Genomic DNA, 25,142 nt, shown 5'->3' with positions numbered 1-25,142 from the left:
GTCCGATCAGCCAATTAATAGAGAAATTTGCGCAGCCTGACACACATCGCTAAGATCGAGCCACCGCCTGTAAGACGAGTAACTTACGTGAAACACTACTCCATACAACCTGCCAACCTCGAATTTAATGCTGAGGGTACACCTGTTTCCCGAGATTTTGACGATGTCTATTTTTCCAACGATAACGGACTGGAAGAGACGCGTTATGTTTTTCTCGGGGGTAACCATTTAGAGGCACGTTTTCCTGAACATCCACATCCTCTGTTTGTGGTAGCAGAGAGCGGCTTCGGCACCGGATTAAACTTCCTGACGCTATGGCAGGCATTTGATCAGTTTCGCGAAGCATATCCGCAAGCGCAATTACAACGCTTACATTTCATTAGTTTTGAGAAATTTCCCCTCGCCCGTGCGGATTTAGCGCTGGCGCATCAACACTGGCCGGAGCTGGCCCCGTGGGCGGAACAGCTTCAGGCGCAATGGCCTTTGCCCTTGCCCGGTTGCCATCGTTTATTGCTCGATGAAGGCCGCATAACGCTGGATTTATGGTTTGGCGATATAAACGAACTGACCAGCCAACTGGACGATTCGCTAAATCAAAAAGTAGATGCCTGGTTTCTGGACGGCTTTGCGCCAGCGAAAAACCCGGATATGTGGACGCAAAATCTGTTTAACGCCATGGCCCGGCTGGCGCGTCCGGGCGGCACGCTGGCGACCTTTACGTCTGCCGGTTTTGTCCGCCGCGGTTTGCAGGAAGCCGGATTCACTATGCAAAAACGTAAGGGCTTTGGGCGCAAACGGGAAATGCTTTGTGGGGTGATGGAACTGACATTACCCCTCCCCTGCTCCACGCCGTGGTTTAACCGTACGGGCAGCAGCAAACGGGAAGCGGCGATTATCGGCGGTGGTATTGCCAGCGCGTTGTTGTCGCTGGCGCTATTGCGTCGCGGCTGGCAGGTAACACTTTATTGCGCGGATGAGGCCCCCGCACTGGGTGCTTCCGGCAATCGCCAGGGGGCGCTGTATCCGCTTTTAAGTAAACACGATGAAGCGCTAAACCGTTTTTTCTCTAATGCGTTTACTTTTGCTCGTCGGTTTTACGATTTATTGCCCGTTAAATTTGATCATGACTGGTGCGGCGTCACGCAGTTAGGCTGGGATGAGAAAAGCCAGCATAAAATCGCACAGATGTTGTCGATGGATTTACCCACAGAACTGGCTGTAGCCGTTGAGGCAAATGCGGTTGAACAAATTACGGGCGTTGCGACAAATTGCAGCGGTATTACTTATCCGCAAGGTGGCTGGCTGTGTCCAGCAGAACTGACCCGTAATGTGCTGGAACTGGCGCAACAGCAGGGTTTGCAGATTCATTATCAATATCAGTTACAGGATTTATCCCGTAAGGATGACGGTTGGTTGTTGAATTTTGCAGGAGATCAGCAAGCAACACACAGTTTAGTGGTACTGGCGAACGGGCATCAAATCAGCCGTTTCAGCCAAACGTCATCTCTGCCAGTATATTCGGTGGCCGGTCAAGTCAGCCATATTCCGACAACGCCGGAGCTGGCGAAACTGAAGCAAGTGCTGTGCTATGACGGTTATCTCACGCCGCAAAATCCGGCGAATCAGCACCATTGTATTGGTGCCAGTTATCATCGCGGCAGCGAAGAGACGGCGTACAGTGATGAAGATCAGCAGCAGAATCGCCAGCGGTTGATTGATTGTTTCCCGCAGGTACAGTGGGCAAAAGAGGTTGATGTCAGTGGTAAAGAGGCGCGCTGCGGTGTGCGTTGTGCTACTCGCGATCATCTGCCAATGGTAGGCAACGTGCCTGATTATGACGCTACACTCGTGGAATATGCGTCGCTGGCGGAGAAGAAAGATGAAGCGGTAAGCGCGCCGGTTTATGACGATCTCTTTATGTTTGCTGCTTTAGGTTCGCGCGGTTTGTGTTCTGCCCCGCTGTGTGCCGAGATTCTGGCGGCACAGATGAGTGAAGAACCGATTCCGATGGATGCCAGCACGCTGGCGGCGTTAAACCCGAATCGGTTATGGGTGCGGAAGTTGTTGAAGGGTAAAGCGGTTAAGGCGGGGTAATCTGCTCTGGCATTGTTTGTCGGATGCGGCGTAAACGCCTTATCCGACCTACGCGTTACCTGTAGGCCTGATAAGACGCGATAAGCGTCGCATCAGGCATGGTGCTCCAGACGTCACAACTTACTGCTGTGAGGCCTGCTGAAACAGGTGTTCCCACATATCGGTCACCAGCGCCTGGTCACGCGGCGACAATTCACCGGCACCAATGGCTTTTTCCAGACTCTGGCTAACGGTTGTATGTACCGCCTGAGCGGAGTGGTCGTCACCACTTTCCAGTTCTGCGATGGCTAATGTCAGGTGGCCACGCAAATACCCACTGGCAAACAACTCATCATCACTGGCATGGTCAACCATACCGTCGATTAATGCCAGAATGCGTGATTCAAACTCCGCGATCATCTTCTTTCCTCATTGTAAAACGTGGCGCTGGCTTCAGTTGAGCGCTTCCGGCCACGGGAACTGTTCCGCCGTAAGTTCCGGCGTGTGATAATAATTTTGTAGTGCTTTAATGAAGCGTGCCGGACGTTCGGGAATGCCGTTTGCCAGATAATCCATCACCTGCGCATGTACCCGCCGTTGAAACACCACGCGGTCCGGTTCGAAATCCCCTTCCAGATTGTCGCAGCTAACATTAAACGGATATCCCGCTGCCACGCAGAACAACCAGTCCAGCGCCTGCGGCTTCACTTCAACATCTTCAAACTGGCTTTGTGTCTGGGCATCGCGTCCGTCCGGGCAATACCAGTAGCCGAAATCAACCAGCTCACGGCGCGCTTTCCCGGCAATACACCAGTGCGAAATCTCGTGGATGGCGCTGGCATAAAAGCCATGAGCGAAGACGATTCTGTTATACGGTACTTCCGCATCAGCAGGAAGATAGATCGGTTCGTCGTCGCCTTTAATCAGACGGGTATTAAATTCATCGGCAAAGCAGCTATTAAAAATCTCAATCAACTGCTCATAGTGGTGTGTACTGTTCATTAGTTCATCCCCAACCAGTGGAGGATCTCCTGTCCATGGCTATCGTAAAGTAATTTGGCACTCATCACCGCCGAGACGATAACGATCATCGGGCGGATCAGCTTTTGTCCTTTGCTCAACACCAGTCTTGAACCCATGCGCGCGCCGAGGAACTGCCCCACCAGCATCACAAAGCCCGTCGCCCAAATCACTTTGCCGCCGAGAATAAACAGCAGCAGACCGCCAATGTTTGACGTTGCGTTAAGTAATTTGGCGTGAGCAGTGGCTTTGGCGAGGTTGAATCCGCACAGCGTAACGAAGGCCAGCGCGTAAAACGATCCGGCAGCCGGGCCAAAAAATCCATCGTAAAAACCGACGCAGCCCCCCGCCACCAGCGCAAATGGCAGTCCATACATCCGACGCTGGCGATCTTCTTCACCCAGCTTTGGCATCAGCAAGAAATAGAGGCCGATACAAATCACCAGAATAGGCAAAATCTGCCGTAAGACATCGGCCTGAACATACTGCACCAGTAGCGCGCCGCTCATTGAGCCGACAAAGGTCATGGCGATATTGAGTTTTTGATCGCTTAAACTAACCACTTTACGGCGAATAAAGTAGATAGTGGCGGAAATAGAGCCACCGCAGGCTTGCAGTTTATTGGTTGCCAGCGCGTTAGCGGGAGACATCCCCGCCGCCATCAATGCCGGAATGGTGAGTAACCCACCGCCACCGGCAATCGAGTCGATAAATCCCGCCAGCATGGCGACAAAAAAGAGAACTCCCAGCAGCAGCGGGGAAACCATAAACAGGCTATTAAACGTTTCCATTAGATCACGTGCTCATCCAGTAGCGCCTGGCAGGAAGGCGGCAACGGAGGCGGTGTCTTCTTCTCAGGCTTTGTTGTTCCCGGTTTTGGAGGTTCAAACCAGCTTTGCAGTTCTGCCCCGCAACCATCGCCTGGTGGCGGTAAAGGTTGATCCTCACACTCCAGACTATCGGCAGGACAACGTAATCGTACATGCATATGCGCGCGATGCTGGAACCAGGGTCGCACTTTGCGCAACCAGTCGCGATCGGTGCCCGCATCAAGGCAAAGTTGTTGCTTAATCGCCGGATTAACAAAAATGCGCGTGACGTCTTTATCCTGGGCGGCGAGTTTGATCAAGCTGAAAATTTCTGGCTTCCACAGCGTCGGGACAACGTGTTTACCGTCGCGGGAAACTAAATCTAACGCTTGCGGGCGCAAGAGTTGCGCGGAGGTCCAGCGTGTTTTCGGCAGTTGCAGGAAGATATCGACATCCAGTCCGGTCTGGTGGCTGGCGTGACCGCCGTTGAAACGACCACCAGCAGGCATCCCCATATCGCCAATCAGCACCGTACCCATGCCCAGATTGCTCACCTGGCGACTCAGACGCTGGATAAACATCACCAGGTCTGGGTGACCGAAATAGCGACGCTGATCGGTACGCATGACCTGATAATGTTCGGACTGTATCGGCAACGTGTCAGCACCGATGATACAGCCATTAGAAAAACTGCCTATCGATTGTGCGCTACCCGGCACAGGTTGGGTTATTTTTTGCCACGGCGTCGCTGCCAGGCTGGCGCTACTGGCAAGCAGAGCCAGCAGCGCAATCGCGGTTTTGTTCATTTTTTACCAGCGTGGAATTTCAGTCTTCACATCGGCATTTTGCGCCCGCTGCCGTAACAGGTGATCCATCAAAACGATCGCCAGCATCGCTTCTGCGATCGGCACCGCGCGGATCCCAACACAAGGATCGTGACGGCCTTTGGTGATCATCTCAACTTCTTCGCCAAAGCGGTTAATAGTGCGCCCCGGCACGGTAATGCTGGAGGTCGGTTTCAGCGCCATGTGGGCAATGATTTGCTGCCCGCTGCTGATACCACCAAGAATGCCGCCCGCATGGTTGCTCTGGAAACCGTCTTTGGTGATTTCGTCGCGGTTCTGGCTGCCACGCAGCGCTACCACGTCAAAACCATCACCAATTTCCACGCCTTTCACCGCGTTAATGCTCATTAGCGCATGGGCGATGTCGGCATCCAGGCGGTCAAAGACCGGCTCGCCAAGTCCGGCGGGTACGCCACTGGCAACGACGGTGACTTTCGCACCAATAGAGTCGCCTTCTTTTTTCAGCGCGCGCATCAGTTCATCTAACGCGTCGATTTTGTCCGGGTCCGGGCAGAAGAATGGATTTTGCTCGACCTGAGACCAGTCTTTGATTTCCAGCGGAATGTCGCCCATCTGGGTCAGGCAACCGCGAATCTCAATGCCAAATTTCTCGGCGAGATATTTTTTGGCAATCGCCCCTGCTGCAACGCGCATAGCGGTTTCACGGGCGGAAGAACGTCCACCGCCGCGATAATCACGCAGGCCGTATTTTTGTTCGTAAGTGTAATCGGCATGACCTGGACGGAAAACGTCCTTAATCGCACTATAATCCTGAGAACGCTGGTCGGTATTTTCGATCAACAATCCGATGCTGGTGCCAGTAGTAACACCTTCAAAAACACCGGAGAGAATTTTGACCTGATCCGGCTCGCGGCGCTGGGTGGTATAGCGCGATGTCCCAGGGCGACGACGATCAAGGTCATGTTGCAGGTCCGCTTCCGTCAGCGGAATGCCTGGCGGAACACCATCGACGATGCAGCCGAGCGCCAGCCCGTGCGATTCGCCGAAGGTGGTTACGCGAAAGAGTTGTCCAATTGTGTTTCCAGCCATCACGGCTCCGTTATTGTTGTGTTTGCGTGTTTACTTAATCTTTATAAATCGCGAAATGTTCTCGTGCGGCAATAAGCTGCTCTTTAGTGAGCATAAACACACCATCGCCGCCGTTATCAAACTCCAGCCAGGTGAACGGAACATCCGGATATTGTTCCATAAGATGTACCATGCTGTTGCCGACTTCACAAATCAGCACGCCATCATCAGCGAGGTAATCTGCCGCGTTTCCGAGAATGCGACGCGTCAGTTTCAGGCCGTCGGTGCCAGATGCCAGGCCCAGTTCCGGCTCGTGGCGATATTCGTTTGGCAGGTCGGACATATCTTCCGCATCGACATACGGCGGGTTAGTGACAATCAGGTCGTACTGCACTTTCGGCAAGTCGCGGAACAAATCGGACCGAATAGGAATGACGTTGTGGATCAGACCGTGTTCTTCGATGTTCTGTTCAGCAACCGCCAGCGCGTCGGGAGAGATGTCCACCGCGTCGACTTCCGCTTCCGGGAAGGCATAAGCACAGGCAATGGCGATGCAGCCGCTACCGGTACACATATCTAAAATGTGCTGCGGTTGCTTGCTGATGAGTCCGGCAAATTTATTGTTGATCAGTTCACCAATCGGCGAGCGCGGCACCAGCACGCGTTCATCGACGTAAAATTCATGGCCGCAGAACCAGGCTCTGTTGGTCAGGTAAGCCACCGGAATGCGTTCGTTGACGCGGCGGATCACGCGCTCAACAATACGGTGTTTTTCGCTGGAGGTCAGACGCGCGGTGCGCATGTCTTCCGGAATATCCAGCGGCAGGTAGAGTGAAGGCAACACCAGTTGCACGGCTTCATCCCACGGGTTATCGGTGCCGTGGCCGTACCAGATATTCGCCGCGCTGAAGCGGCTCACCGACCAGCGCAACATGTCCTGAATGGTTTGCAGCTCATTTACTGCTTCATCAACGAAAATTTTATCCACGTATTCCTCCAGGGCATGATCGCAATAATTTCGGCGGCTAGTTTGCCATGAAGATGACGATAAATCAGCATTCACGCGCGGTGAGTGAGGAAAAATACGTTTAAAACGATCGATTGCGCTACGAGTCGGGTAAACTGTAGGAAAATTAGAAATAGAGAAAGATAAATGAAAAAGAAAACAACACTTAGCGAGGAGGACCAGGCGCTGTTTCGCCAGTTGATGGCGGGTACTCGCAAGATTAAGCAGGACACGATTGTCCACCGACCGCAGCGTAAAAAAATCAGCGAAGTACCAGTAAAGCGGTTGATTCAGGAGCAGGCCGATGCCAGCCACTATTTTTCGGACGAGTTTCAACCATTATTAAATACTGAAGGTCCGGTGAAATATGTTCGCCCGGATGTCAGCCATTTTGAGGCGAAGAAGTTACGCCGTGGCGATTATTCACCGGAGTTGTTTCTTGATTTGCACGGTCTGACGCAGCTACAAGCCAAACAGGAACTGGGGGCGTTGATTGCCGCCTGCCGCCGTGAACATGTGTTTTGTGCCTGCGTGATGCATGGGCACGGGAAGCATATTTTGAAGCAGCAAACGCCGCTGTGGCTGGCGCAACATCCACATGTGATGGCATTTCACCAGGCACCAAAAGAGTATGGTGGTGATGCGGCTTTGTTGGTGTTGATTGAAGTGGAAGAGTGGCTGCCGCCGGAATTGCCCTAATAAATATTGCGGTATAAACGTCTTCTCCGACCAGGATACTGACCGGAGAAGAATTAACCCTACAACTCATTCAAAATGTACTGGAAACGACAGGTGGCATCGATTGGCTGCTGACTGCTGGTGTCGATCCGTATTTGCATATCATGCAGTTGCTTATCGGTAATTGGATGTGCTACCGGCGTTACTGTGACTTTGCTGTCGTCACACCCCGACGTGCTGAATGTGATCATATACGACATAAAGCGACAATAAGCGCCACGATCGTCCATTCGGCTTCCATCACACACCCGCCCGTCGCGCATCAGGTAAGTCGAGAGCGTTTGTGTTATGACTCCCCCCGTCGATTGCAGCGTTAGCATCTTGTTATGGAGGACGTAGTTCTCATTCCAGGAGATATCATAGGGGCCAACCGGCTCCGTTGGGCACCGGGTTTGTTTTGCTGATGGACCAATGTAAGTATAACCTCTCGCAGCAGTACTCACCGTGTTGGTACTGACCAACCACGGGCACCCGTGAGTTTCACCATGCACGATGATATCGACCCCCAGATCAACACATGACCATCCATCCGTAATCCCTGGGCAATTGGAGTTATCCACAGTATTACTCTGATGAGTGATGTTCATCGTTGGTGCTGATCCCGGTCCCGTCCAAACCGTGTTAGGGATATTCCCCAACCACAACGTATATCCATCCTGTGCATATTCGCCATAATAGACCCCTTCCGGCGTCAAGACATCGATACGAAAGACAACTTTTGTTGTAGCCCCGTTACCCCAAAATCCGGTATAAGTCTTCACATCCCTGAATGTGACGTCCGCCCAGGCGGTTGCACTCAGTAGCCCGGTCAGCAGTAAAAAAAACAGTCCGCTCATTTTTTTCATGTTAAATATACTCAAACGTCGCAGTGAGGGAGGCCGTAAAGTCACCCATCGTCACATCCCGCCCGCTTTTTGCCTGTAGCCAGGCATTAAAATGCAGATCATTGTTGCCGCTGCTCAGCACAAATGTCGCCCCGCTGGTATTGTTGATTAGCACAGCAGTGCCGTCGGTCTTTTCCATGCCAATCCCCACACCTTGTGCTGTCGAAGCGGCATCCAGCGCCAGAAAACCGGGCTGCTCGCTGTCTTCCGTTCCGGTAAGTGTCACCCGAACCTCATACTGAGCAGGCCCTTTGCAATCTTTAAGCTGAAACACCACCGGTACGCGCGCAGATTGCCCGGTCACCATCAGATCTCTACGGCTGACCGTGGGGAAATGCACTTCCGCCAGCACCTCGCCCTGAACCACCAGCGTGCAGGACTTACTGAGTAAATTGCCGTAGAAATGCAGGTTGTCTGCCGCCTGAACATTCGGCGTCAGCAGCACCGCGGCCAGCGCAGCCGCGCAGTGAAATATCCGTTTTAGGCTCATTGGTAATCCACCTGTAATGTTGCCCAGGCAGAAAAGGTTCCTTCGCTGAGTGAAGCATCACTGGCTTTCACCGGTACAGCTTGCAGCGTTGGCGGCGTTGACGGGTTGATTTTCAGCGGCGTACCCAACGTGAACGGCTGGCCATTTTGTTGCAGCTCAATCCCCAGCCCGGTGACGTTTGTCTCAATAGCCGCGTTATCGTAGCTGGTCTGGCTGCCCGTCCAGCTCAGCGTCATCTCCCAGGCATCGTCGCGCACGTCGGGATCGCATGTAATGGTATAGGGCACATTCTGGCGGAAGTTATTGCCGTTGATGTTGTCGATAATGACGTCACGAAACTCAACTTCAACGGTTTTCCCGTCACTGATGGCACAGGCGGGCGGCGAAACCAATGTGCCATGAAATGTGATATCGCTATCGGCCGCCTGTGCAATACCGCAATAACAACCGAATAAGCAGAGCGCAAATCGTTTCATTGATACTCCACCACCATTGTCATGGTTGCGCTAAACTCTGATGCCGTAAGCTGTGTGCCGCTTTGTTTCACCGGCACGGCTTCGAAACCCGGGCGCGAATTAACGTTAAACGGCAGCCAGTTATTACCCGCCAACGCAACCGGCGCATGGCTGGACGCATCCTGTATGCGAATGCCAAAACCATTGATGCCCGTACTGAGGACCGTTTCACCGTTAATGGTGGTGGTGGTCCCCTGTAACTGCATCTGTAGGTCATCGCTGACGCTGTTCGAACAGTTCAGGGTGTAACCAACAGGCTGCCGATAGTTGCTGCCGTCGATGTTTTTAATAATGACATTGCCAAACTCCACCGCGCTGCCTTTTACCGTACAGGGCGGCGGTGCATCCACCAGTATACGAAGCGTTAAGTTGACCGTTTTACTATCGGCCCAGGCGGAGCCGCAGGCCAGTAACACCATGCCAGCGACGGGTAATAAAACTCCTTTCATGCTGGATCTCCTGTCATTAGCCTTTTAGGCTTTGAGCTTCATCCACCTTGCAGGTGTCTCCTTCACAACGGAAGACCAGCGGTAAACGTGCGCCGTAGTCGTTGATGTAGGTCAGCACCGGAGCGCTGTTCATTTTTGCCTTTAACGGTTGTGACGTTTTCGGCGGCATCACCAGTGGTTTAAAGCCCGCAGCAGTTAGCCCCTTTTTCTGCGTACTGGCATCGCTGATGATGACGTGGTACGGCGTCGGGTTATTGACGATATAGTCCTGGCCGCTGCGCGTGAGTGTGACCTTAAACTGCCACGGTTTTCTCATGTCAATCTTCTCCAGCGCCTTTGGTCGCCAGAACAGCTTGATGCGGGTTTGCAGCGCAATTTGCAGGGTGTTGGCTTTCCCGGACTTTGGCGGGATCTCACGCACATTGTAGTAGAACAGGCTTTCACGGTCAGACGGCAGCGTGTGAATGTCCGGCAGCGCCTGAATCTTCACCTGACCGTTCATCATGGCGTCAATACGCTGCACCGGCGGCAGTACCGCCAGCGGCGAAGTGATTTTGTTGCCCTTCTCGTCTTCCAGCCAGCTTTGCGCCAGATAAGGCAGCTTTTCGTTATTGTTGCGCAGGGTTACGCTTATCGATTTATCACTTTCGTTAAACACCAGACGGGTGCGATCCGGAGTGACTGATGCGTGCGCCGCCAGGTTGGTGGTGGTCAACAGTACCGCCAGCGTCGTGCTGACCACCATTGAACAGGATAATTTATAAAACATTGATTGTTCCTTAATCATATTATTGAGTGGCTGAAATTGACGTCGGCGCTTCAGATGGCGTGACCTGCCGAGTCTGGTCCTGAATAACGGGCTTAATTTCCGGCGCTAAAGAATCGGGGGCTGTCGTTCCCTTTTGTTCACACGGCAACAACAGGCCGCGGAACAGATCGGCAGGTAGCGGCTTCGGCAATACGATCTCGCATTGTGCGCTGCCTTCCCAGAACACCATCATATGCTCACCCGCATTGATCCCCGCCAGATAGACATTGCCTTCATCATCCACAATGCCAACCTGCTGCTGCTCGTCGTTTTTTACTTCCGCGCCAAACGGCGGGTAGCTACCGTCACGCAACCGCAGTACCGCCATCGCTTTTTGCCCGCTGATCACTTTGAATTTACGATAGCCGATTGCGCCTTCCGTCAGAGTCGCCTGCACCACCGACTGGGTGGCTTCCGCATCTTCCGGCAAGTTGTTTAAATCTATATACGCCTGATTGCGATAGTAGTTGTTAATATCGGCGACCACCGCCTTGCCAAACATATTGGTGTACACCGGCGCGCCGTTGCTTTCGACCGGCACGTTGGCAATACCGTCGGCGTCAATCAGCAGGCGTGTGCCGCCCATGTTTTGAGTGCGATGCAGCGCCCCACCGTGCGCGGTCAGCGTTGCCCCGCCCTGTAAGGCGATCCCCGCCGAACGGTATTCTCCTTCATGGTAGTTGGCGCTGAGATCTACCTTCGCCAACGTGCCGTCGTGGCTCAGATAACCATCCACGCTACCGTGCTGTTCGCTGGTGCCGACGTTAATCTGGTAGTGCGTTGCGTCATCGATGCGATTAAAGTAGCCGACCTGACTGCTGTCCGACCCGCTACCGTAAGAGCCGTTGTAGGTCACGGTGCTGCTGTCGCTCCACGGAATGCTCATGCTGAGGTACATTCCCTTATCCGTATTATCGTCATATTCGTAGCGATAGCCGGTCACCGAGATGCTCATATTGCGAATGCTCCCCATATTAAAATAGTGGGAAAACATCAGGTTATAGTTTGTCTGTTCCGGGCGATCCCAGTAAGTACGATGGGAGTAGTTGAGATAGACCGAGACACCCGCTGCGGCAAAGTTCTGGTTATACGTGATCGTATACATCTCTTTGTCGTTTCCGGTCCGCGCCATGTCCGACTGGCTCGCGTCCAGATACTCGCTCATAGTCATAAAGTTCTTTTCGGAGAAACGGTAGCCTGCAAAGGTGACGCGGCTGTTAAGTTCGTCAAAGTCTTTGGCATAGCTCACGCGAAAGGAGTTGCCGTCCAGTTTTCCTTTGCCGTATGCGCTGTCATGATCCAGGTTGACGTGCGAGTGAGTCACATCGAACGCCAGCGCGCCAAACTGTGCGAGGTCGCGCCCCACCCCCATCGCCGCCGACTGGTAGTGCTCATCTGCCAGCGCGCCACCGTAAAGCGACCAGCCATCTGCCACCCCCCATGATGCTTCTCCGCCGGAAAAAAATCCGCCTTCGGTCTTGTGGTTCCAGTCTTCCGGACGCCCCATCATCACTTTGTAACGCACCTGCCCCTGACGCGTGAGGAATGGCATGGATGCGGTGGTGACGTCATATTCCTGCACCTGACCATTCTGTTCTTCAACACGGACGTGTAGTGTGCCAGAGACAGAATCGCCGATATCCTGAATGCGGAATGGCCCGGCGGGAACCTGGGTTTCGTAAAGTACCCGGCCCATCTGGCTGATGGTCACTTTTGCGCTGCTGTGCGCCACGCCAGAAACATCTGGCGCATAGCCGCGCAGATTGGGCGGCAGCATCTGGTCATCGGTGCTGACACTGCTGCCGATATAGTTAAAGCCGTCGAAAATATCGGAATTGAGATAATCTTCTCCCAGCGACAGCTTCGCTTTTAAAGAGGGTAAAGCTCGCCAGGCGTAATAACGGCTCCAGTCCCAGTTTTTACTCGTTGTACTGTTACTGCTGTCATCTTCATCGTCGTTGCTGCGGGTGTGCTGATAATCACTTTGCCAGTCTGCACGGAAACGCCATGCCCCAAGGTTTGCCCCAACTGTACCGTTACCGCTGATATCATGTGAGTCCTCGCCCCCTTGCTCCTGATGGCGAGTTTGCGCATTGAGGCTGTAGTCGGCAATCAGCCCAGAAATACCATCGTCCCAGCGTGAGGGAGGGTCCCAGTCGCTGCTGGTATATTCGAGGTAAGCCTGTGGCACTGTCAGCAGCAAAGCCGACTGGCTTAAATCATTCTCGACTTCCATCCCGTCTAATTGCCCCGGTTTAAGGCATTCATCGTTGTGCGTCCACTGCAGGCTTTTTGCTATCCCTTCTTTCAGCCCCAGCGCCGCCACTAACTCAGGTGTCAGGCAGGCATAAGTTTTTGTTGGATCGTTTTCAGAGACATACCAATTAATGTCGTATTCATCAGAAAGGGATTGTTTATTTATAAATACACGTAAATTATATTTACCCGCGTCGACATACCCTTTTTTTGAAAACTTACCGAGATCAATTTTCGTGTCGCCCTTTAACTCAAGGAAACGGGGGTCAAATTGAATGGAATCATCAGCCCATGCATTGACTGATCCACCAGAGATTGCCAGCGCAATATAGCAGGCGATTCCCCGCAGCCGAAAATTTGAGTGATTAGGCATACACATATCCGTTTGTGAAACAGTCGTAAATCCGTTGTGCGTTGAATAACCCCACAGCAGAACGCTGTGGGGTTGTCACATCAGAGATAGGTAATCTGGAATGTGGTCAGGGTTTCGAACTGGCCGAGATCCGGCGCATCGGTTTCACCCACCAGCCAGGCTTTAAAGTTCAGCGTTTGCTTGTCTTTACCCTTGCTAGTTGAAGCATCCATCACGATTGGCTGAACAATCTTTTCGCCCACTTTATAACCTTTGCCATGGGTATCGCCGATTACCAGGCTCACGTGGTTCATGGCAACACCGCTGTCAACATTGAATAACGCATAGTTATCTGCGTTGGCTGGCCCCGCGTAGTTAGTGCCGGTGAACGTGGTCTCCATGTTTGATTCAGTGGTAAACACGCAATCCTGTAAATGGATCTGGAAATCTTTCGGTGTGGTAGTGCCGCCGCCAGTCAGTTTAGCCGCACCGATATCGCCCATATCGACTTCCAGTTTATGATCGTCTGGAACGATGGAGCACGGGGAGTCTTCAATAGTGCCGTAAAAACGTGCGGTACCGTTGTTACCTGCGGCAAAAGCAGAACTGGAGACGACTGCGCCCATGACCATTGCGGCAGCAATGGCTGTTTTGGCAAACTTACTCATTATTTGTCCTTAAATCATTAAAAGTCATAATATAAGTACCTGACATAAAATTAATATATGTTATGTCCAATACTTATAGTTAGCCATTGAACATATACATTCCAATATAATTATAGAATGTAAACAAGTATTCTCTGGTGTGTCTTTATGTTGGTCTTATCTATAAAAAAACTCAATTTAGTAATACTTAAAGACTTTATGTAGATTTTATTAATTAATACATCGGCAAAATACTTTCACCACTTTCCAACAAAAAAACATGCGAATTATCAACAAAAAACAAACTATCATAATCAACAAAAATGAATTGCTTATAAAGCACACTAAAAAATTATAATGACCTTACCATTATTTATTGCTAAAATTTAATATTAATTAAATCAATAAATATATATTCAAGACACAAAACCATTATCTTCTTTATTTTATTACGGGATTCAATAATGGGAAAATAACTATCGAGAGTTGTTAAATATTAACAACATTTAGACAAAAAAAGAATGATTGTATGACGGAGAAACTGCCCGGTGTACGCGCACGTAACCGGGCATTGATTGCTTAAATTGCTTTTGCCATCTTCAAATTACAAGGGCTCATCTGCCAGTTGAATTGGCCTTTTCCGCTTTCATCAAGCGTTACGCTGGCAATCGCTGACGTGGTAAACATAGGCGGCGTTTCGCCCGGACATAACTCGGCAACCAGATACCCAACTAACGGTAAGTGGGAGATCACCAGTACCGAAGCAACACCTTCATTGGTCAACGCCTGCAAATAGGCACCGACCAGACCAACATCGCCGCAGGGCGTTAACTCCGGCAGAACTTCTGCACTGGAAGGCAGGTTCAGACAATCCCCTACTTCTTCAAGTGTTTGCTCGGCTCGCAGGAACGGGCTCACCAGAACGCGTTCGATTTCCACTTTTTGACCTTTCAGCCAGTTCGCCATCAGGCGAGATTCGTCACAACCATGAGTGGTCAGAGGACGAACCGAATCACTGGCGGCATCGAGGGCTGCGTCGCCGTGACGCATGATAAAAACTTGCATATTGCACCGCTTTTGTTAACCAGATTCGCCCGTTTTCTTTCATCTGAAACCAGAGAAAGAAAACGGTGGCCGGCATTGTGCCTTATCCATTCACCGAATGAAACGCTGTTTTTTACCTCAATGGCGTAAGTATAGTCAATATGCGTTTACATTTTGAGCAACACTCCGCCATTCAGCGCGGATTCATATAACTTTGACCTTCTTATTGCAGGTCAGTTGCAGTTGTTTTCCAAAAACTTTCCCCACGCTCGCTCATCTCAACTAAACGATCGCAAGGGGTAAAACGGGAACCATACTGCGTGGCCAGTCGTTGCATTATTGCAACCACTTCGCCTGCGCCGAGAGAATCGATATAGCGGAACGGTCCACCGAGAAATGGCGGAAAACCAATGCCAAATACCGCACCAATATCCCCGTCACGCACGCTACGGATAACCTGCTCGTCCAGACAACGTACTGCTTCATTCAGCATCAACATCACACACCGTTCAGCAACCTGCGGTGCGGAGAGTCGCCCCTGCCCTTGTACGCCAATGAGCGGGTAAATGGCGGGATCGACCTGTTTTTTGCTTTTACGCCCTTTCTGACCATAAAGATAGAAACCCCGACCATTTTTTCTGCCTTTGCGATCGTCGTTCAAAATTGAAGAAACAACATTTGCAGACGCGCTAAAACGTTCTCCATAAGCGGCTTCCAGTACAGGCATAATTTTAGTCCCTGTGTCGATTCCTACCTCATCCAAAAGTTGGATTGGGCCTACCGGAAAACCAAATTTCACTAGCGCGGCATCGATATGCTCAATACGCTCGCCTTCGGTCAACATGCGGATAGCTTCATTGATGTAAGGCGCTAAGATGCGATTGACGTAAAACCCAGCTTTGTCACGCACGACAATTGGCATTTTGCCCTGTTTTTTCGCCAGTTTTACCGTGGTGGCGATGGTTTGCGCCGATGTACTCGCATGAGGAATAATCTCCACCAGCGGCATTTTTTCCACCGGACTGAAGAAATGCAGGCCAATAACTTGCTCAGGTCGCGTGGCGTGAGCGGCGATATCGCCAATCGGTAAAGATGACGTGTTCGAAGCAAAGATGGTATGAGTAGCGCAATTTTGCTCCACTTCCGCCACCATCTGTTGTTTTAATTCGAGATTTTCAAACACCGCTTCAATAATCAGATCGCGATGGGCAAAGCCGCAATAGTCCGTCGTTCCGGAGATTAATGCCAGCTGTTTGTCACGTTCGCTGGCTTTGAGATGACGACGGCGAACTTTGCCCTCAAGCTGATCCCAACTGAACTTCAGCGCATGATTTATGCCCTGCGGGTTGATATCTTTAATTCTGACCGGAAGCCCCGCTTTACAAGCAGTGACATAAGCAATACCGCCGCCCATCAAGCCACCACCTAGAATCCCCACGCTGTTTAATGGCGCAGGCGGCGCATCACTGCCGGGATCTTTTTTCACGTCCGTACTGGCAAAAAAGATATTGCGCAGCGCCTGCGATTGCGGCGTCATCGCCAGTTCACCAAACGCCCGAGCTTCGGCGTCATAGCCACTGCTGGTCCCCTGCGCTAATCCCGTTTCGACAACCTCCAGGATGCGTTCTGTCGCCGGATAGTTACCTTGCGTTTTGTGTTCTGTTTTCTTGCCGACCATTTTGAACAGCAGCGCACGACCTAACGGCCCCGCCAGAATACGCTCGCGAACAGGTAGAGGGCGTGAAGATGGGCGATCCTGCTTTGCCAGCTCAACAGCGGCTTCCAGCAATATGGAGTGCGGAACGACGTCATCCACCAACCCCAGCTTTACCGCCTGTTTCGCCCGAAGTTGTTTTCCGGTGAGGATCATCTCTAATGCTGTGCTGACACCTATCAGGCGCGGTAAACGCTGGGTACCTCCTGAACCGGGTAACAATCCAAGTTGTACTTCAGGCAAACCGAGCACCGTTTTAGGATCGTCAGTACAAACACGACCGTGGCACGCCAGCGCCAACTCCAGCCCGCCGCCCAGGCAAGCGCCATGAATAGCCGCGATAACCGGAATGGGCAAAGCATGAATCTCCGCCATTAACTGTTGCCCCTGCCGCGCCAGTACTTCCGCTTCTTGCGCCGTTTTGCAGTTGCCGATCATGTTGATGTCTGCGCCAGCAATGAAGTTGTCTGGTTTCGCGGAGACAAACACCACGCCACGCAACTCTTTGTTTTCACGGAGTTGCTTAATAATGGCGCGTACCTGCGAGGCAAATTCCGCCTTCAGGGTATTCATTTTCTCACCCGGTACGTCGATGGTGATGATAGCAATGTTGTCCAGACGAACATTAAGAGTAAACGCTAATGCCATTTCCATTATTCCGCCTCCAGAACCATTGCTGCGCCAAGCCCACCCGCAGCACAGGCGGTCACTAAACCAAATCCACCGCCACGACGGCGAAGTTCATGCAATGTCTGGGTAATCATCCGCGCGCCGGTCGCTGCGAAGGGATGCCCGTAAGCAATCGAACCGCCAAGCACGTTAAATTTGCTCTCGTCCACTTCGCCAGTGGCATGTGCACGCCCCAGTACGTCGCGAGCAAAACGTTCGCTACCCAGCAACTGAATATTGGCCAGCGTCTGGGCGGCAAAGGCTTCGTGCATATCGATCAATGTCAGATCGCCCATCGTCAATCCGGCACGTTCCAGCGCCAGCGGTGTTGACCAGGCTGGACCGAGCAACATGTCCTGCCAGACATCTATCGCAGTAAATGCGTAGCTGCGCAGATAGCCCAGCGGTACCAGCCCTAATTCTTTCGCCCGGGATTCAGTCATCAGGATCACCGCTGCCGCGCCATCGGTCAGCGGCGTACTGTTCGCCGCCGTTACCGTCCCGTGTTTACGATCAAACGCCGGACGCAACTTTGCGTAATCAGCAAGAGAGGAATTACCGCGAATATTGTTGTCTTCGACAAGCGGTTGTTTATAAGGAGGGATAAAGGCAGTCATCACCTCTTCTTTGAGTTTACCTTCTGACCACGCCTGAGCGGCACGCTGATGCGAACGGTGCGCCAGTGCATCTTGCTGTTCTCGGGTGATGCCGTAGGTTTTCGCCATTTGCTCTGCGGTGTCCCCCATCCGCAAGCCGGTAGAATATTCTGCTACCGCAGGCGGTACGGGCATTAAGTCGCGCAAACGCAGGCGAGAGAAGAGTTTCAGGCGCTGGCTCATTGTGCGGGCTTTGTTGACATCAACCAGTACGCGCGCCAGTTTTTTACTGACGCCAATTGGCAATACGGAAGAGGAATCTGCCCCACCGGCAATCCCCGCTCGAATAGTTCCCGCCATCAGGCTTTCGGCAACGTTCGCAACCGCCTGAAAACTGGTGGCGCAAGCGCGGCTGACGCTGTAAGCATCAGTATGCACATTCATTCCAGTGCCAAGAACAATTTCACGGGCAATGTTGGGCGCTTCCGGCATTTGCACAACCTGACCGAAGACCAATTGTTCAATCACTTCAGCGGGGATCTCGGTGCGTGCCAGCAGTTCGCCTACCACCATCTTCCCTAAATCAACCGCGGGAATGCCATGAAAAGCCGTCGCCTGTCGGGCAAAAGGCGTACGTAAACCGCTAACAATGGCGATACGATCGCCCTGGCGGGTAACCAGCGGTAAAACCTGACCCATAACACTCCCCTGTAAAAAAATAAATAAAGTGGTCTGACCTGATCATAGTCTTAACCATTTTTTTACATTTAGCCAAGTGGAGAAAAGGGAAAGTGGGAGCTATGACACAGAGAGAAAAGAGGAGGAGAAAATAAAACGCCCCTGTCAGCAGCTGACAGGGGCGTATGTACCCGAGAGGAATTAACGCAGACCCAGCTGGAAGATCAGCATTTCAGCTTCGCAGGCAAAAGTGAAATCGATATCCAGGCGCACACCGTCAGACTCTTCAGTGAAAGTCGGGGTGATTTTGCACGGTTCGGATTCCACGCTACGGGCTTTTTCAGTCAGCGCCGCCAGCGTTTGTTCTGCTTCTGCGCGGTTTGCAAACACACGGCTGTAAGACGCGGTGCAGTCGGAGTTGTCCATAATGGTGCCAACATCCATACAGCAGCAAACCGGGGTTTCATCAGCACTACATTTACTCATCGTTGATTTCCTCTGTATGTGCACCCAAGGTGCCAGATAAACGTTGTGGATATTTTACGCTTCCGGAAAGTGCTGCTCCAGTTGTTAATTCTGCAAAATCGGATAAGTGACCGAAATCACACTTAAAAATGATCTAAAACAAAATTCACCCGAATCCATGAGTGCGCCACCTCCCAATTTTGCCAGCTGGATCGCGTTTCTTAGATCATATCTGAAAAAAGATAGAAACATACTTGCAACATCCCAGCTGGTCCGACCTATACTCTCGCCACTGGTCTGATTTCTAAGATGTACCTCAGACCCTACACTTCGCGCTCCTGTTACAGCACGTAACATAGTTTGTATAAAAATAAATCATTGAGGTTATGGTCATGAGCCAGAAAACCCTGTTTACAAAGTCTGCTCTCGCAGTCGCAGTGGCACTTATCTCCACCCAGGCCTGGTCGGCAGGCTTTCAGTTAAACGAATTTTCTTCCTCTGGCCTGGGCCGGGCTTATTCAGGGGAAGGTGCAATTGCCGATGATGCAGGTAACGTTAGCCGTAACCCCGCATTGATTACCATGTTTGACCGCCCGACATTTTCTGCGGGTGCGGTTTATATTGATCCGGATGTAGATATTACCGGACATTCTAATTTAACCGGTCAGAGTGCAAATGCTAAAAATATCGCGCCGACAGCGTGGGTACCTAACCTGCACTTTGTCGCGCCTATTAACGATCAGTTTGGTTGGGGAGCGTCAATAACTTCCAACTATGGCCTGGCTACGGAATTTACCGACAACTACGCTGCTGGTATCTATGGCGGTAAAACCGATCTGCAAACAATCAACCTTAACCTTAGCGGGGCTTATCGCCTTAACAATAGCTGGAGTTTTGGTCTTGGTTTTGATGCAGTTTATGCCAAGGCAAAAATTGAGCGTTACGCCGGTTCGCTGGGGCCATTGTTGTCTCAACAGTTGATTGCCCAGGGTGTACCCGCTTCATTAACCAATGGTATTAATACTCCGGACTCTCAAATTGCTCATTTGAAAGGTGACGAATGGGGCTTTGGCTGGAACGCGGGTATTCTTTATGAACTGGATAAAGATAACCGTTGGGGGCTGACATATCGTTCAGAAGTTAAAATCGACTTCGATGGGGATTACAAAAGCTCCATTAACCCAAATCTGAACAATATTTTGGGTAACATGGGCTTACCGTATGGCACGATGGGGGCAACCCAAAATGGATCCTTAACGCTGAACCTGCCTGAGATGTGGGAGATTTCTGGTTATAACCGTGTTGCGCCGCAGTGGGCAATTCACTACAGCATGGCCTATACCAGTTGGAGCCAGTTCCAGGAATTGAAAGCGAAAGGCGATAGTGGTCAGACTCTGTTCTATAAAGATGAAGGATTCCGGGACGCGTATCGTATCGCGTTGGGTACAACCTACTATTATGATAAAAACTGGACCTTCCGTACCGGTATCGCTTATGACGACAGCCCGGTTCCGGCAGATAAACGTTCTATTTCCATTCCTGACCAGGATCGTTTGTGGTTAAGTGCTGGGTTAACCTACGCATTTAATGAAGATGCATCCATTGATGTTGGCGCATCTTATATGCATGGTCAGAAAGTGAAATTCACCGAAGGTGAAGGAGCGGCAGCTTATTCCTTCGAGTCTGAAGGTAAAGCCTGGCTGTTCGGTACTAACTTTAACTACGCGTTCTGATAACGCGTTAGCTTAATAAGAAAAAAGGTGAGTTTTGCGACTCACCTTTTTTGTTTGTTTCTTATTCAGAATCGATATCTTTTAAATCATCCTGAATCGCTTGCGCGTTCGGATTTTCCTGCGGTTTGAGTTCACCGCCATTAGCGATGAAATCATGACGCTGGAAGTACGCTTCACGCACCATAATATAAGGATCGGAGGACTGACGCAGCAGACCGTCGGAATCCAACAACTGCGCACGAGTTTCTATCCCTTCAAGCGTCCATTTACCCACAGACATCGGCCAGGTCAGCCAGGAAAGAACCGGGTAAAGACTATCCGCCATATCACCACCGTCATCACGCAGCGTGAAGCTACCGTAGAACGGTAACTGAACGTACGGCCCATAACCCACACCATAATGACCAAGCGTACTACCGAAGCGGTGAGGTTCAGTCCGTTGCAGTTTCGGGTTCGCCATCCCTGCAACATCAATAAAGCCGCCCATTCCCAAAATGGTATTCAGGAAAAAGCGGGTAAAGTGGACCATCCCCTGATAAGGGTCGCCCTGCAAGAAGTAGTTAACCATCACCGCAGGTTCTTCAAGGTTGCCGGTAAAGTTGCTCAAACCGTTACGCGCAGGTTGCGGAACATAATCACGCCAGGCGACAGCGACCGGTCGAACAATATACGGGTCTAATACATTGAAGTTGAAGTTGTACATAGTGCGGTTAAACCCTTCTAACGGGTCAGAACGCCCTTGCTGATCTGTACCGGAACTCGCACACCCCACCAGAAGCGTAGTTCCCAGAGCAAGCGCCGACAGGCGAAGCTTCATAAATGTCTCCCTGTTTTTTTATGGCTTATGCAGTTTGCCATCCATGACGGAACGATACCGTATCCGCCTGTTTAGGTGTGGGCGATTGTAACAGCACGTCAACTGATGTCCAGACGCCCTGATTTGCTGATTTGATCATAGCCTGGTAATCGCCGCCCTGTAGGCTACTTGATTCAATAGAAACAGAAAAAGGCAAACGCGGCCTTTTCTACATTTTCAGAGTAACTCCCGCCAGTTGCGAGCAAAAAAGCCGCTACGCTTTAGCTATACGTGCTAATTCAAGAGAAGAGACCATGGACAACGACAAAATTGATCAACACAGCGACGAAATTGAAGTTGAGAGCGAAGAAAAAGAGCGCGGTAAAAAAATAGAAATAGATGAAGACCGACTCCCCTCCCGGGCGATGGCAATTCATGAGCATATCCGCCAGGATGGTGAAAAAGAGCTGGAACGCGACGCAATGGCGCTACTGTGGTCAGCCATTGCGGCGGGCCTGTCGATGGGCGCTTCGTTACTGGCAAAAGGGATATTTCATGTCGAACTGGAAGGCGTGCCGGGCAGCTTCTTGCTGGAGAATCTCGGTTATACCTTTGGTTTTATTATCGTCATAATGGCCCGCCAGCAATTATTTACCGAAAACACCGTAACTGCGGTACTACCCGTCATGCAAAAACCGACAATGAGCAACGTCGGCTTACTTATGCGGTTATGGGGCATCGTGCTGCTGGGTAATATTCTCGGGACAGGTATTGCTGCGTGGGCATTTGAATATATGCCTATCTTCAATGAAGAAACTCGCGATGCATTTGTCAAAATCGGCATGGATGTGATGAAGAACACCCCCAGCGAGATGTTTGCCAACGCGATTATTTCCGGCTGGCTGATCGCCACTATGGTATGGATGTTTCCTGCAGCGGGTGCGGCAAAGATTGTGGTGATTATATTGATGACCTGGCTTATTGCCCTGGGTGACACCACCCACATCGTTGTCGGTTCTGTTGAAATCCTCTATCTGGTGTTTAACGGCACGCTGCACTGGAGCGATTTCATCTGGCCCTTCGCACTACCTACTTTAGCGGGGAACATCTGCGGCGGCACCTTTATCTTCGCGTTAATGAGTCATGCACAGATTCGTAACGACATGAGCAACAAGCGCAAAGCAGAAGCACGTCAAAAAGCAGAACGTGCGGAAAACATTAAGAAAAATGATAAAAACCCGGCATAAATGGCGAGGGTTTAAGCAATCGAGCGGCTGTGTACTTACCCCGTAGTCCATTAGCGGGTATACTCATGCCGCATTGTCCTCTTAGTTAAATGGATATAACGAGCCCCTCCTAAGGGCTAATTGCAGGTTCGATTCCTGCAGGGGACACCATTTATCAGTTCGCTCCCATCCGTACCAGTCCGCAAAATCCCCTGAATATCAAGCCTTCCGTAGATTCGCAGTTCGTCATGGTTCGCGTCAGATCGTTGACAGCCGCACTCCATGACGGGTAAAAAGTGGATAAAATAATTTTACCCACCGGATTTTTACCCATGCTCACCGTTAAGCAGATTGAAGCAGCAAAGCCGAAAGAAAAACCATATCGCCTTCTCGATGGTAATGGCCTGTACCTTTATGTCCCTGTATCCGGGAAAAAGGTATGGCAGCTTCGCTACAAGATTGACGGTAAGGAGAAAATCCTGACCGTCGGAAAATATCCGCTTATGACTTTGCAGGAAGCAAGGGATAAAGCATGGACCGCGAGGAAAGACATCTCGGTTGGCATCGATCCGGTAAAGGCGAAAAAGGCTTCGTCTAACAACAATTCATTTAGTGCGATTTACAAGGAATGGTACGAGCACAAGAAGCAAGTCTGGTCAGTAGGCTATGCAACTGAACTTGCCAAAATGTTTGATGACGACATTTTACCCATCATCGGCGGCCTTGAGATTCAGGATATTGAGCCGATGCAACTGCTGGAAGTAATCCGCAGATTCGAAGATCGCGGTGCAATGGAGCGAGCCAACAAAGCCCGCAGAAGATGCGGCGAGGTTTTCCGTTACGCTATTGTCACCGGCAGGGCTAAATATAACCCAGCACCTGACCTTGCTGACGCCATGAAGGGATACCGCAAGAAGAACTTCCCGTTTCTTCCTGCAGACCAGATCCCGGCATTTAACAAAGCACTGGCAACATTTTCAGGAAGTATCGTATCGCTCATTGCCACCAAGGTTTTACGCTATACAGCTCTAAGAACGAAAGAGCTTCGTTCCATGCAATGGAAGAACGTCGATTTTGAAAACAGGATTATCACCATCGACGCCAGTGTGATGAAGGGACGCAAAATTCATGTGGTCCCGATGTCAGACCAGGTGGTTGAACTTCTCACTACGCTAAGCTCAATCACCAAACCAGTATCAGAGTTTGTTTTTGCCGGACGCAACGATAAGAAAAAGCCAATCTGCGAGAACGCGGTGCTACTTGTGATCAAACAAATCGGCTATGAAGGTCTGGAAAGCGGTCACGGATTCAGGCATGAATTCAGCACGATTATGAACGAGCACGAATGGCCTGCTGATGCTATTGAAGTGCAACTGGCACATGCCAACGGCGGATCTGTGCGCGGGATTTACAACCATGCTCAGTATCTCGATAAGCGCAGAGAAATGATGCAGTGGTGGGCGGACTGGATTGATGAAAAGGTGGAGTGATCCACCTTAACCACTATCGAAGAGCACAAAGCCTTGCAATCCAGTGCAAAGCTTTGTGTGTCTCAGTTTTGTTTCATAGGTAATCATGCGTTCACTACGATGCAAGAATCCATACCACATTTTATTTAAAACTCACAAATACACTAGATAAAAACAATCCCGCAGTTTTCATGCGGGATATACTGCATTTATTGCAACTACATTGCCATTAATATAAACATAGCCAATTCGTCATAACGAATTCCGTAGCGTCCACCTGCTTTTTTTACAAGAATCATATTTCCTGTTTTATATTGAGAATAAATTTTCTCACCTGTATCAGGATCTGTGCTCTCTTCAGTTATCACCTCTTCATCCCATACGTCTGGCCATTCATCGTAACACCAAAAAGCATATTGCTCAGGATTTAAACCATGCCTTCTAAGAATATCTCCTACGGTTTGAGCGCCAACTCCAAAATGATACCTTGATAACTCCAATCCTTTCAAATTAATCGACTCATTAAACCTGAACTTGCATATAATTCCCTTTATTTCCAGCGCAGCATCACGCTCTGCCTGAGTAATGTCATATATTGTTTTAAGTGTTTCATCTGATGTGCTTATAGTCCCGGATGCAGAATAAATCTGAGCCCATCTAAATGATGGTGCACCAAGAGATTTGCTGTTATCAATAATTGGTGAAAAATTACCTTTAATAGCAATATTTCCAGAGTCGCCGAATATATTAATAACTGCAGAGTCATCACCATGGTTTTTTACGCTTAAGTTTCTTGATGAAATATTTATATCTTTGTTATATCCACTAACA

At 50.6% G+C, this 25,142-nt stretch carries 24 protein-coding genes and 1 tRNA gene; 6 read left to right on the top strand and 19 right to left on the bottom strand.

Features of this window, described 5'->3' with window-relative positions; all coding sequences use genetic code 11:
* Positions 1 to 87: 87 nt before the first annotated feature.
* Complete coding sequence (gene mnmC, locus ACJHX4_RS04930; protein ID WP_000683761.1) at positions 88 to 2,094, top strand: bifunctional tRNA (5-methylaminomethyl-2-thiouridine)(34)-methyltransferase MnmD/FAD-dependent 5-carboxymethylaminomethyl-2-thiouridine(34) oxidoreductase MnmC; 2,007 nt, start codon at positions 88 to 90, stop codon at positions 2,092 to 2,094.
* 120 nt (positions 2,095 to 2,214) lie between these two features.
* On the opposite strand, the gene ACJHX4_RS04925 is transcribed toward mnmC, so the two are convergent.
* Genes ACJHX4_RS04925 through prmB form a run of 6 tightly spaced genes read right to left on the bottom strand, consistent with a single transcriptional unit; the run spans position 2,215 to position 6,764 of the window.
* On the bottom strand, positions 2,215 to 2,493 hold the full coding sequence (locus tag ACJHX4_RS04925) for a YfcL family protein (RefSeq protein WP_000559761.1): 279 nt from the start codon (positions 2,491 to 2,493) through the stop codon (positions 2,215 to 2,217).
* A gap of 33 nt (positions 2,494 to 2,526) precedes the next feature.
* Positions 2,527 to 3,075: an elongation factor P hydroxylase gene (epmC, locus tag ACJHX4_RS04920; protein WP_001089235.1), complete on the bottom strand. Its 549-nt coding sequence runs from the start codon at positions 3,073 to 3,075 to the stop codon at positions 2,527 to 2,529.
* Positions 3,075 to 3,884: a sulfite exporter TauE/SafE family protein gene (locus ACJHX4_RS04915; RefSeq protein ID WP_000447366.1), complete on the bottom strand. Its 810-nt coding sequence runs from the start codon at positions 3,882 to 3,884 to the stop codon at positions 3,075 to 3,077. The genes epmC and ACJHX4_RS04915 overlap by 1 nt, the downstream gene beginning before the upstream one ends.
* Positions 3,884 to 4,708 carry a penicillin-insensitive murein endopeptidase gene (gene mepA, locus ACJHX4_RS04910; RefSeq protein WP_001043795.1) on the bottom strand — a complete coding sequence of 275 codons (825 nt, stop codon included), beginning with the start codon at positions 4,706 to 4,708 and terminating at the stop codon, positions 3,884 to 3,886. Before mepA ends, ACJHX4_RS04915 begins: the two co-directional genes overlap by 1 nt.
* 3 nt (positions 4,709 to 4,711) lie before the next feature.
* Positions 4,712 to 5,797, bottom strand: a complete 1,086-nt coding sequence (gene aroC, locus ACJHX4_RS04905) for a chorismate synthase (RefSeq protein ID WP_001296258.1) — start codon at positions 5,795 to 5,797, stop codon at positions 4,712 to 4,714.
* 34 nt (positions 5,798 to 5,831) lie between these two features.
* Positions 5,832 to 6,764 (bottom strand): 50S ribosomal protein L3 N(5)-glutamine methyltransferase, encoded by a 933-nt coding sequence (gene prmB, locus ACJHX4_RS04900; protein ID WP_001296259.1) that lies wholly within the window; start codon positions 6,762 to 6,764, stop codon positions 5,832 to 5,834.
* A gap of 165 nt (positions 6,765 to 6,929) precedes the next feature.
* Between prmB and smrB the strand changes: the two genes are divergently transcribed.
* Positions 6,930 to 7,481 (top strand): endonuclease SmrB, encoded by a 552-nt coding sequence (gene smrB, locus ACJHX4_RS04895; RefSeq protein ID WP_000730806.1) that lies wholly within the window; start codon positions 6,930 to 6,932, stop codon positions 7,479 to 7,481.
* A 59-nt stretch (positions 7,482 to 7,540) separates the two neighbouring features.
* Here smrB and ACJHX4_RS04890 read toward each other — a convergent pair whose 3' ends face one another.
* The 11 genes from ACJHX4_RS04890 to ACJHX4_RS04840 all read right to left on the bottom strand — a co-directional run bounded on the left by ACJHX4_RS04890 (position 7,541) and on the right by ACJHX4_RS04840 (position 19,108).
* A complete protein-coding gene (locus ACJHX4_RS04890; protein WP_001527383.1) occupies positions 7,541 to 8,365 on the bottom strand; it encodes a StfH/YfcO family fimbrial adhesin in 825 nt (274 codons plus the stop codon).
* A gap of 1 nt (position 8,366) precedes the next feature.
* Positions 8,367 to 8,894: a fimbrial protein gene (locus ACJHX4_RS04885; protein ID WP_000054000.1), complete on the bottom strand. Its 528-nt coding sequence runs from the start codon at positions 8,892 to 8,894 to the stop codon at positions 8,367 to 8,369.
* Positions 8,891 to 9,370, bottom strand: a complete 480-nt coding sequence (locus tag ACJHX4_RS04880) for a fimbrial protein (RefSeq protein ID WP_000819141.1) — start codon at positions 9,368 to 9,370, stop codon at positions 8,891 to 8,893. Before ACJHX4_RS04880 ends, ACJHX4_RS04885 begins: the two co-directional genes overlap by 4 nt.
* Entirely contained in the window at positions 9,367 to 9,858 is a 492-nt protein-coding gene (locus tag ACJHX4_RS04875) for a fimbrial protein (RefSeq protein WP_000679363.1), read from the bottom strand. The genes ACJHX4_RS04880 and ACJHX4_RS04875 overlap by 4 nt, the downstream gene beginning before the upstream one ends.
* A 16-nt stretch (positions 9,859 to 9,874) precedes the next feature.
* A complete protein-coding gene (locus ACJHX4_RS04870) occupies positions 9,875 to 10,627 on the bottom strand; it encodes a fimbria/pilus periplasmic chaperone (RefSeq protein WP_000499462.1) in 753 nt (250 codons plus the stop codon).
* A gap of 19 nt (positions 10,628 to 10,646) precedes the next feature.
* Positions 10,647 to 13,295 carry a fimbrial biogenesis outer membrane usher protein gene (locus tag ACJHX4_RS04865; RefSeq protein ID WP_001296260.1) on the bottom strand — a complete coding sequence of 883 codons (2,649 nt, stop codon included), beginning with the start codon at positions 13,293 to 13,295 and terminating at the stop codon, positions 10,647 to 10,649.
* Positions 13,296 to 13,375: 80 nt separating this feature from the next.
* Positions 13,376 to 13,942 (bottom strand): fimbrial protein, encoded by a 567-nt coding sequence (locus ACJHX4_RS04860; RefSeq protein WP_000032632.1) that lies wholly within the window; start codon positions 13,940 to 13,942, stop codon positions 13,376 to 13,378.
* Positions 13,943 to 14,500: 558 nt separating this feature from the next.
* Entirely contained in the window at positions 14,501 to 14,986 is a 486-nt protein-coding gene (gene sixA, locus ACJHX4_RS04855) for a phosphohistidine phosphatase SixA (RefSeq protein WP_001195810.1), read from the bottom strand.
* 202 nt (positions 14,987 to 15,188) lie between these two features.
* On the bottom strand, positions 15,189 to 17,333 hold the full coding sequence (fadJ, locus tag ACJHX4_RS04850) for a fatty acid oxidation complex subunit alpha FadJ (RefSeq protein ID WP_001531850.1): 2,145 nt from the start codon (positions 17,331 to 17,333) through the stop codon (positions 15,189 to 15,191).
* Positions 17,333 to 18,643, bottom strand: a complete 1,311-nt coding sequence (gene fadI, locus ACJHX4_RS04845) for an acetyl-CoA C-acyltransferase FadI (RefSeq protein WP_000531977.1) — start codon at positions 18,641 to 18,643, stop codon at positions 17,333 to 17,335. Before fadI ends, fadJ begins: the two co-directional genes overlap by 1 nt.
* A 180-nt stretch (positions 18,644 to 18,823) precedes the next feature.
* On the bottom strand, positions 18,824 to 19,108 hold the full coding sequence (locus ACJHX4_RS04840; RefSeq protein ID WP_001296261.1) for a YfcZ/YiiS family protein: 285 nt from the start codon (positions 19,106 to 19,108) through the stop codon (positions 18,824 to 18,826).
* Between the two features lie 371 nt (positions 19,109 to 19,479).
* Between ACJHX4_RS04840 and fadL the strand changes: the two genes are divergently transcribed.
* The gene (gene fadL / locus ACJHX4_RS04835; protein WP_001296262.1) at positions 19,480 to 20,820 is read left to right on the top strand and encodes a long-chain fatty acid transporter FadL; all 1,341 of its coding nucleotides are present in this window, start codon (positions 19,480 to 19,482) and stop codon (positions 20,818 to 20,820) included.
* A 61-nt stretch (positions 20,821 to 20,881) separates the two neighbouring features.
* Here the strand turns inward: fadL and mlaA are convergent, their stop codons facing one another.
* Positions 20,882 to 21,637, bottom strand: coding sequence for a phospholipid-binding lipoprotein MlaA (gene mlaA / locus ACJHX4_RS04830; protein WP_000776774.1), 756 nt, complete (start codon positions 21,635 to 21,637; stop codon positions 20,882 to 20,884).
* 293 nt (positions 21,638 to 21,930) lie between these two features.
* Here mlaA and ACJHX4_RS04825 point away from each other — a divergent pair, with 293 nt between their 5' ends.
* The 3 genes from ACJHX4_RS04825 to intS all read left to right on the top strand — a co-directional run bounded on the left by ACJHX4_RS04825 (position 21,931) and on the right by intS (position 24,332).
* Entirely contained in the window at positions 21,931 to 22,863 is a 933-nt protein-coding gene (locus tag ACJHX4_RS04825) for a formate/nitrite transporter family protein (RefSeq protein ID WP_000368123.1), read from the top strand.
* Positions 22,864 to 22,938: 75 nt separating this feature from the next.
* Positions 22,939 to 23,013, top strand: a tRNA-Arg gene (locus tag ACJHX4_RS04820).
* A gap of 161 nt (positions 23,014 to 23,174) precedes the next feature.
* Positions 23,175 to 24,332, top strand: coding sequence for a prophage integrase IntS (intS, locus tag ACJHX4_RS04815; protein ID WP_000958678.1), 1,158 nt, complete (start codon positions 23,175 to 23,177; stop codon positions 24,330 to 24,332).
* 197 nt (positions 24,333 to 24,529) lie between these two features.
* Here the strand turns inward: intS and ACJHX4_RS04810 are convergent.
* On the bottom strand, positions 24,530 to 25,142 hold a 613-nt coding region (locus ACJHX4_RS04810), incomplete at its 5' end, for a tail fiber domain-containing protein (protein WP_410239908.1).

The sequence above is a fragment of the Escherichia sp. WS2035 genome, from assembly GCF_046487065.1.
GTDB classification, from domain to species: domain Bacteria; phylum Pseudomonadota; class Gammaproteobacteria; order Enterobacterales; family Enterobacteriaceae; genus Escherichia; species Escherichia coli.
This window is presented reverse-complemented; position numbering and strand designations above follow the sequence as displayed.

Excerpts from the sequence above, each read along its gene's own strand:
- mepA (WP_001043795.1), bottom strand. The coding sequence starts at position 4,708 with ATGAACAAAACCGCGATTGCGCTGCTGGCTCTGCTTGCCAGTAGCGCC.
- ACJHX4_RS04840 (WP_001296261.1), bottom strand. The coding sequence starts at position 19,108 with ATGAGTAAATGTAGTGCTGATGAAACCCCGGTTTGCTGCTGTATGGAT.
- ACJHX4_RS04870 (WP_000499462.1), bottom strand. The coding sequence starts at position 10,627 with ATGTTTTATAAATTATCCTGTTCAATGGTGGTCAGCACGACGCTGGCG.
- ACJHX4_RS04880 (WP_000819141.1), bottom strand. The coding sequence starts at position 9,370 with ATGAAACGATTTGCGCTCTGCTTATTCGGTTGTTATTGCGGTATTGCA.
- ACJHX4_RS04925 (WP_000559761.1), bottom strand. The coding sequence starts at position 2,493 with ATGATCGCGGAGTTTGAATCACGCATTCTGGCATTAATCGACGGTATG.
- ACJHX4_RS04860 (WP_000032632.1), bottom strand. The coding sequence starts at position 13,942 with ATGAGTAAGTTTGCCAAAACAGCCATTGCTGCCGCAATGGTCATGGGC.
- epmC (WP_001089235.1), bottom strand. The coding sequence starts at position 3,075 with ATGAACAGTACACACCACTATGAGCAGTTGATTGAGATTTTTAATAGC.
- mlaA (WP_000776774.1), bottom strand. The coding sequence starts at position 21,637 with ATGAAGCTTCGCCTGTCGGCGCTTGCTCTGGGAACTACGCTTCTGGTG.
- aroC (WP_001296258.1), bottom strand. The coding sequence starts at position 5,797 with ATGGCTGGAAACACAATTGGACAACTCTTTCGCGTAACCACCTTCGGC.
- sixA (WP_001195810.1), bottom strand. The coding sequence starts at position 14,986 with ATGCAAGTTTTTATCATGCGTCACGGCGACGCAGCCCTCGATGCCGCC.
- ACJHX4_RS04865 (WP_001296260.1), bottom strand. The coding sequence starts at position 13,295 with ATGCCTAATCACTCAAATTTTCGGCTGCGGGGAATCGCCTGCTATATT.
- ACJHX4_RS04915 (WP_000447366.1), bottom strand. The coding sequence starts at position 3,884 with ATGGAAACGTTTAATAGCCTGTTTATGGTTTCCCCGCTGCTGCTGGGA.
- ACJHX4_RS04825 (WP_000368123.1), top strand. The coding sequence starts at position 21,931 with ATGGACAACGACAAAATTGATCAACACAGCGACGAAATTGAAGTTGAG.
- ACJHX4_RS04875 (WP_000679363.1), bottom strand. The coding sequence starts at position 9,858 with ATGAAAGGAGTTTTATTACCCGTCGCTGGCATGGTGTTACTGGCCTGC.
- ACJHX4_RS04885 (WP_000054000.1), bottom strand. The coding sequence starts at position 8,894 with ATGAGCCTAAAACGGATATTTCACTGCGCGGCTGCGCTGGCCGCGGTG.
- fadJ (WP_001531850.1), bottom strand. The coding sequence starts at position 17,333 with ATGGAAATGGCATTAGCGTTTACTCTTAATGTTCGTCTGGACAACATT.
- fadL (WP_001296262.1), top strand. The coding sequence starts at position 19,480 with ATGAGCCAGAAAACCCTGTTTACAAAGTCTGCTCTCGCAGTCGCAGTG.
- smrB (WP_000730806.1), top strand. The coding sequence starts at position 6,930 with ATGAAAAAGAAAACAACACTTAGCGAGGAGGACCAGGCGCTGTTTCGC.
- ACJHX4_RS04890 (WP_001527383.1), bottom strand. The coding sequence starts at position 8,365 with ATGAAAAAAATGAGCGGACTGTTTTTTTTACTGCTGACCGGGCTACTG.
- fadI (WP_000531977.1), bottom strand. The coding sequence starts at position 18,643 with ATGGGTCAGGTTTTACCGCTGGTTACCCGCCAGGGCGATCGTATCGCC.
- intS (WP_000958678.1), top strand. The coding sequence starts at position 23,175 with ATGCTCACCGTTAAGCAGATTGAAGCAGCAAAGCCGAAAGAAAAACCA.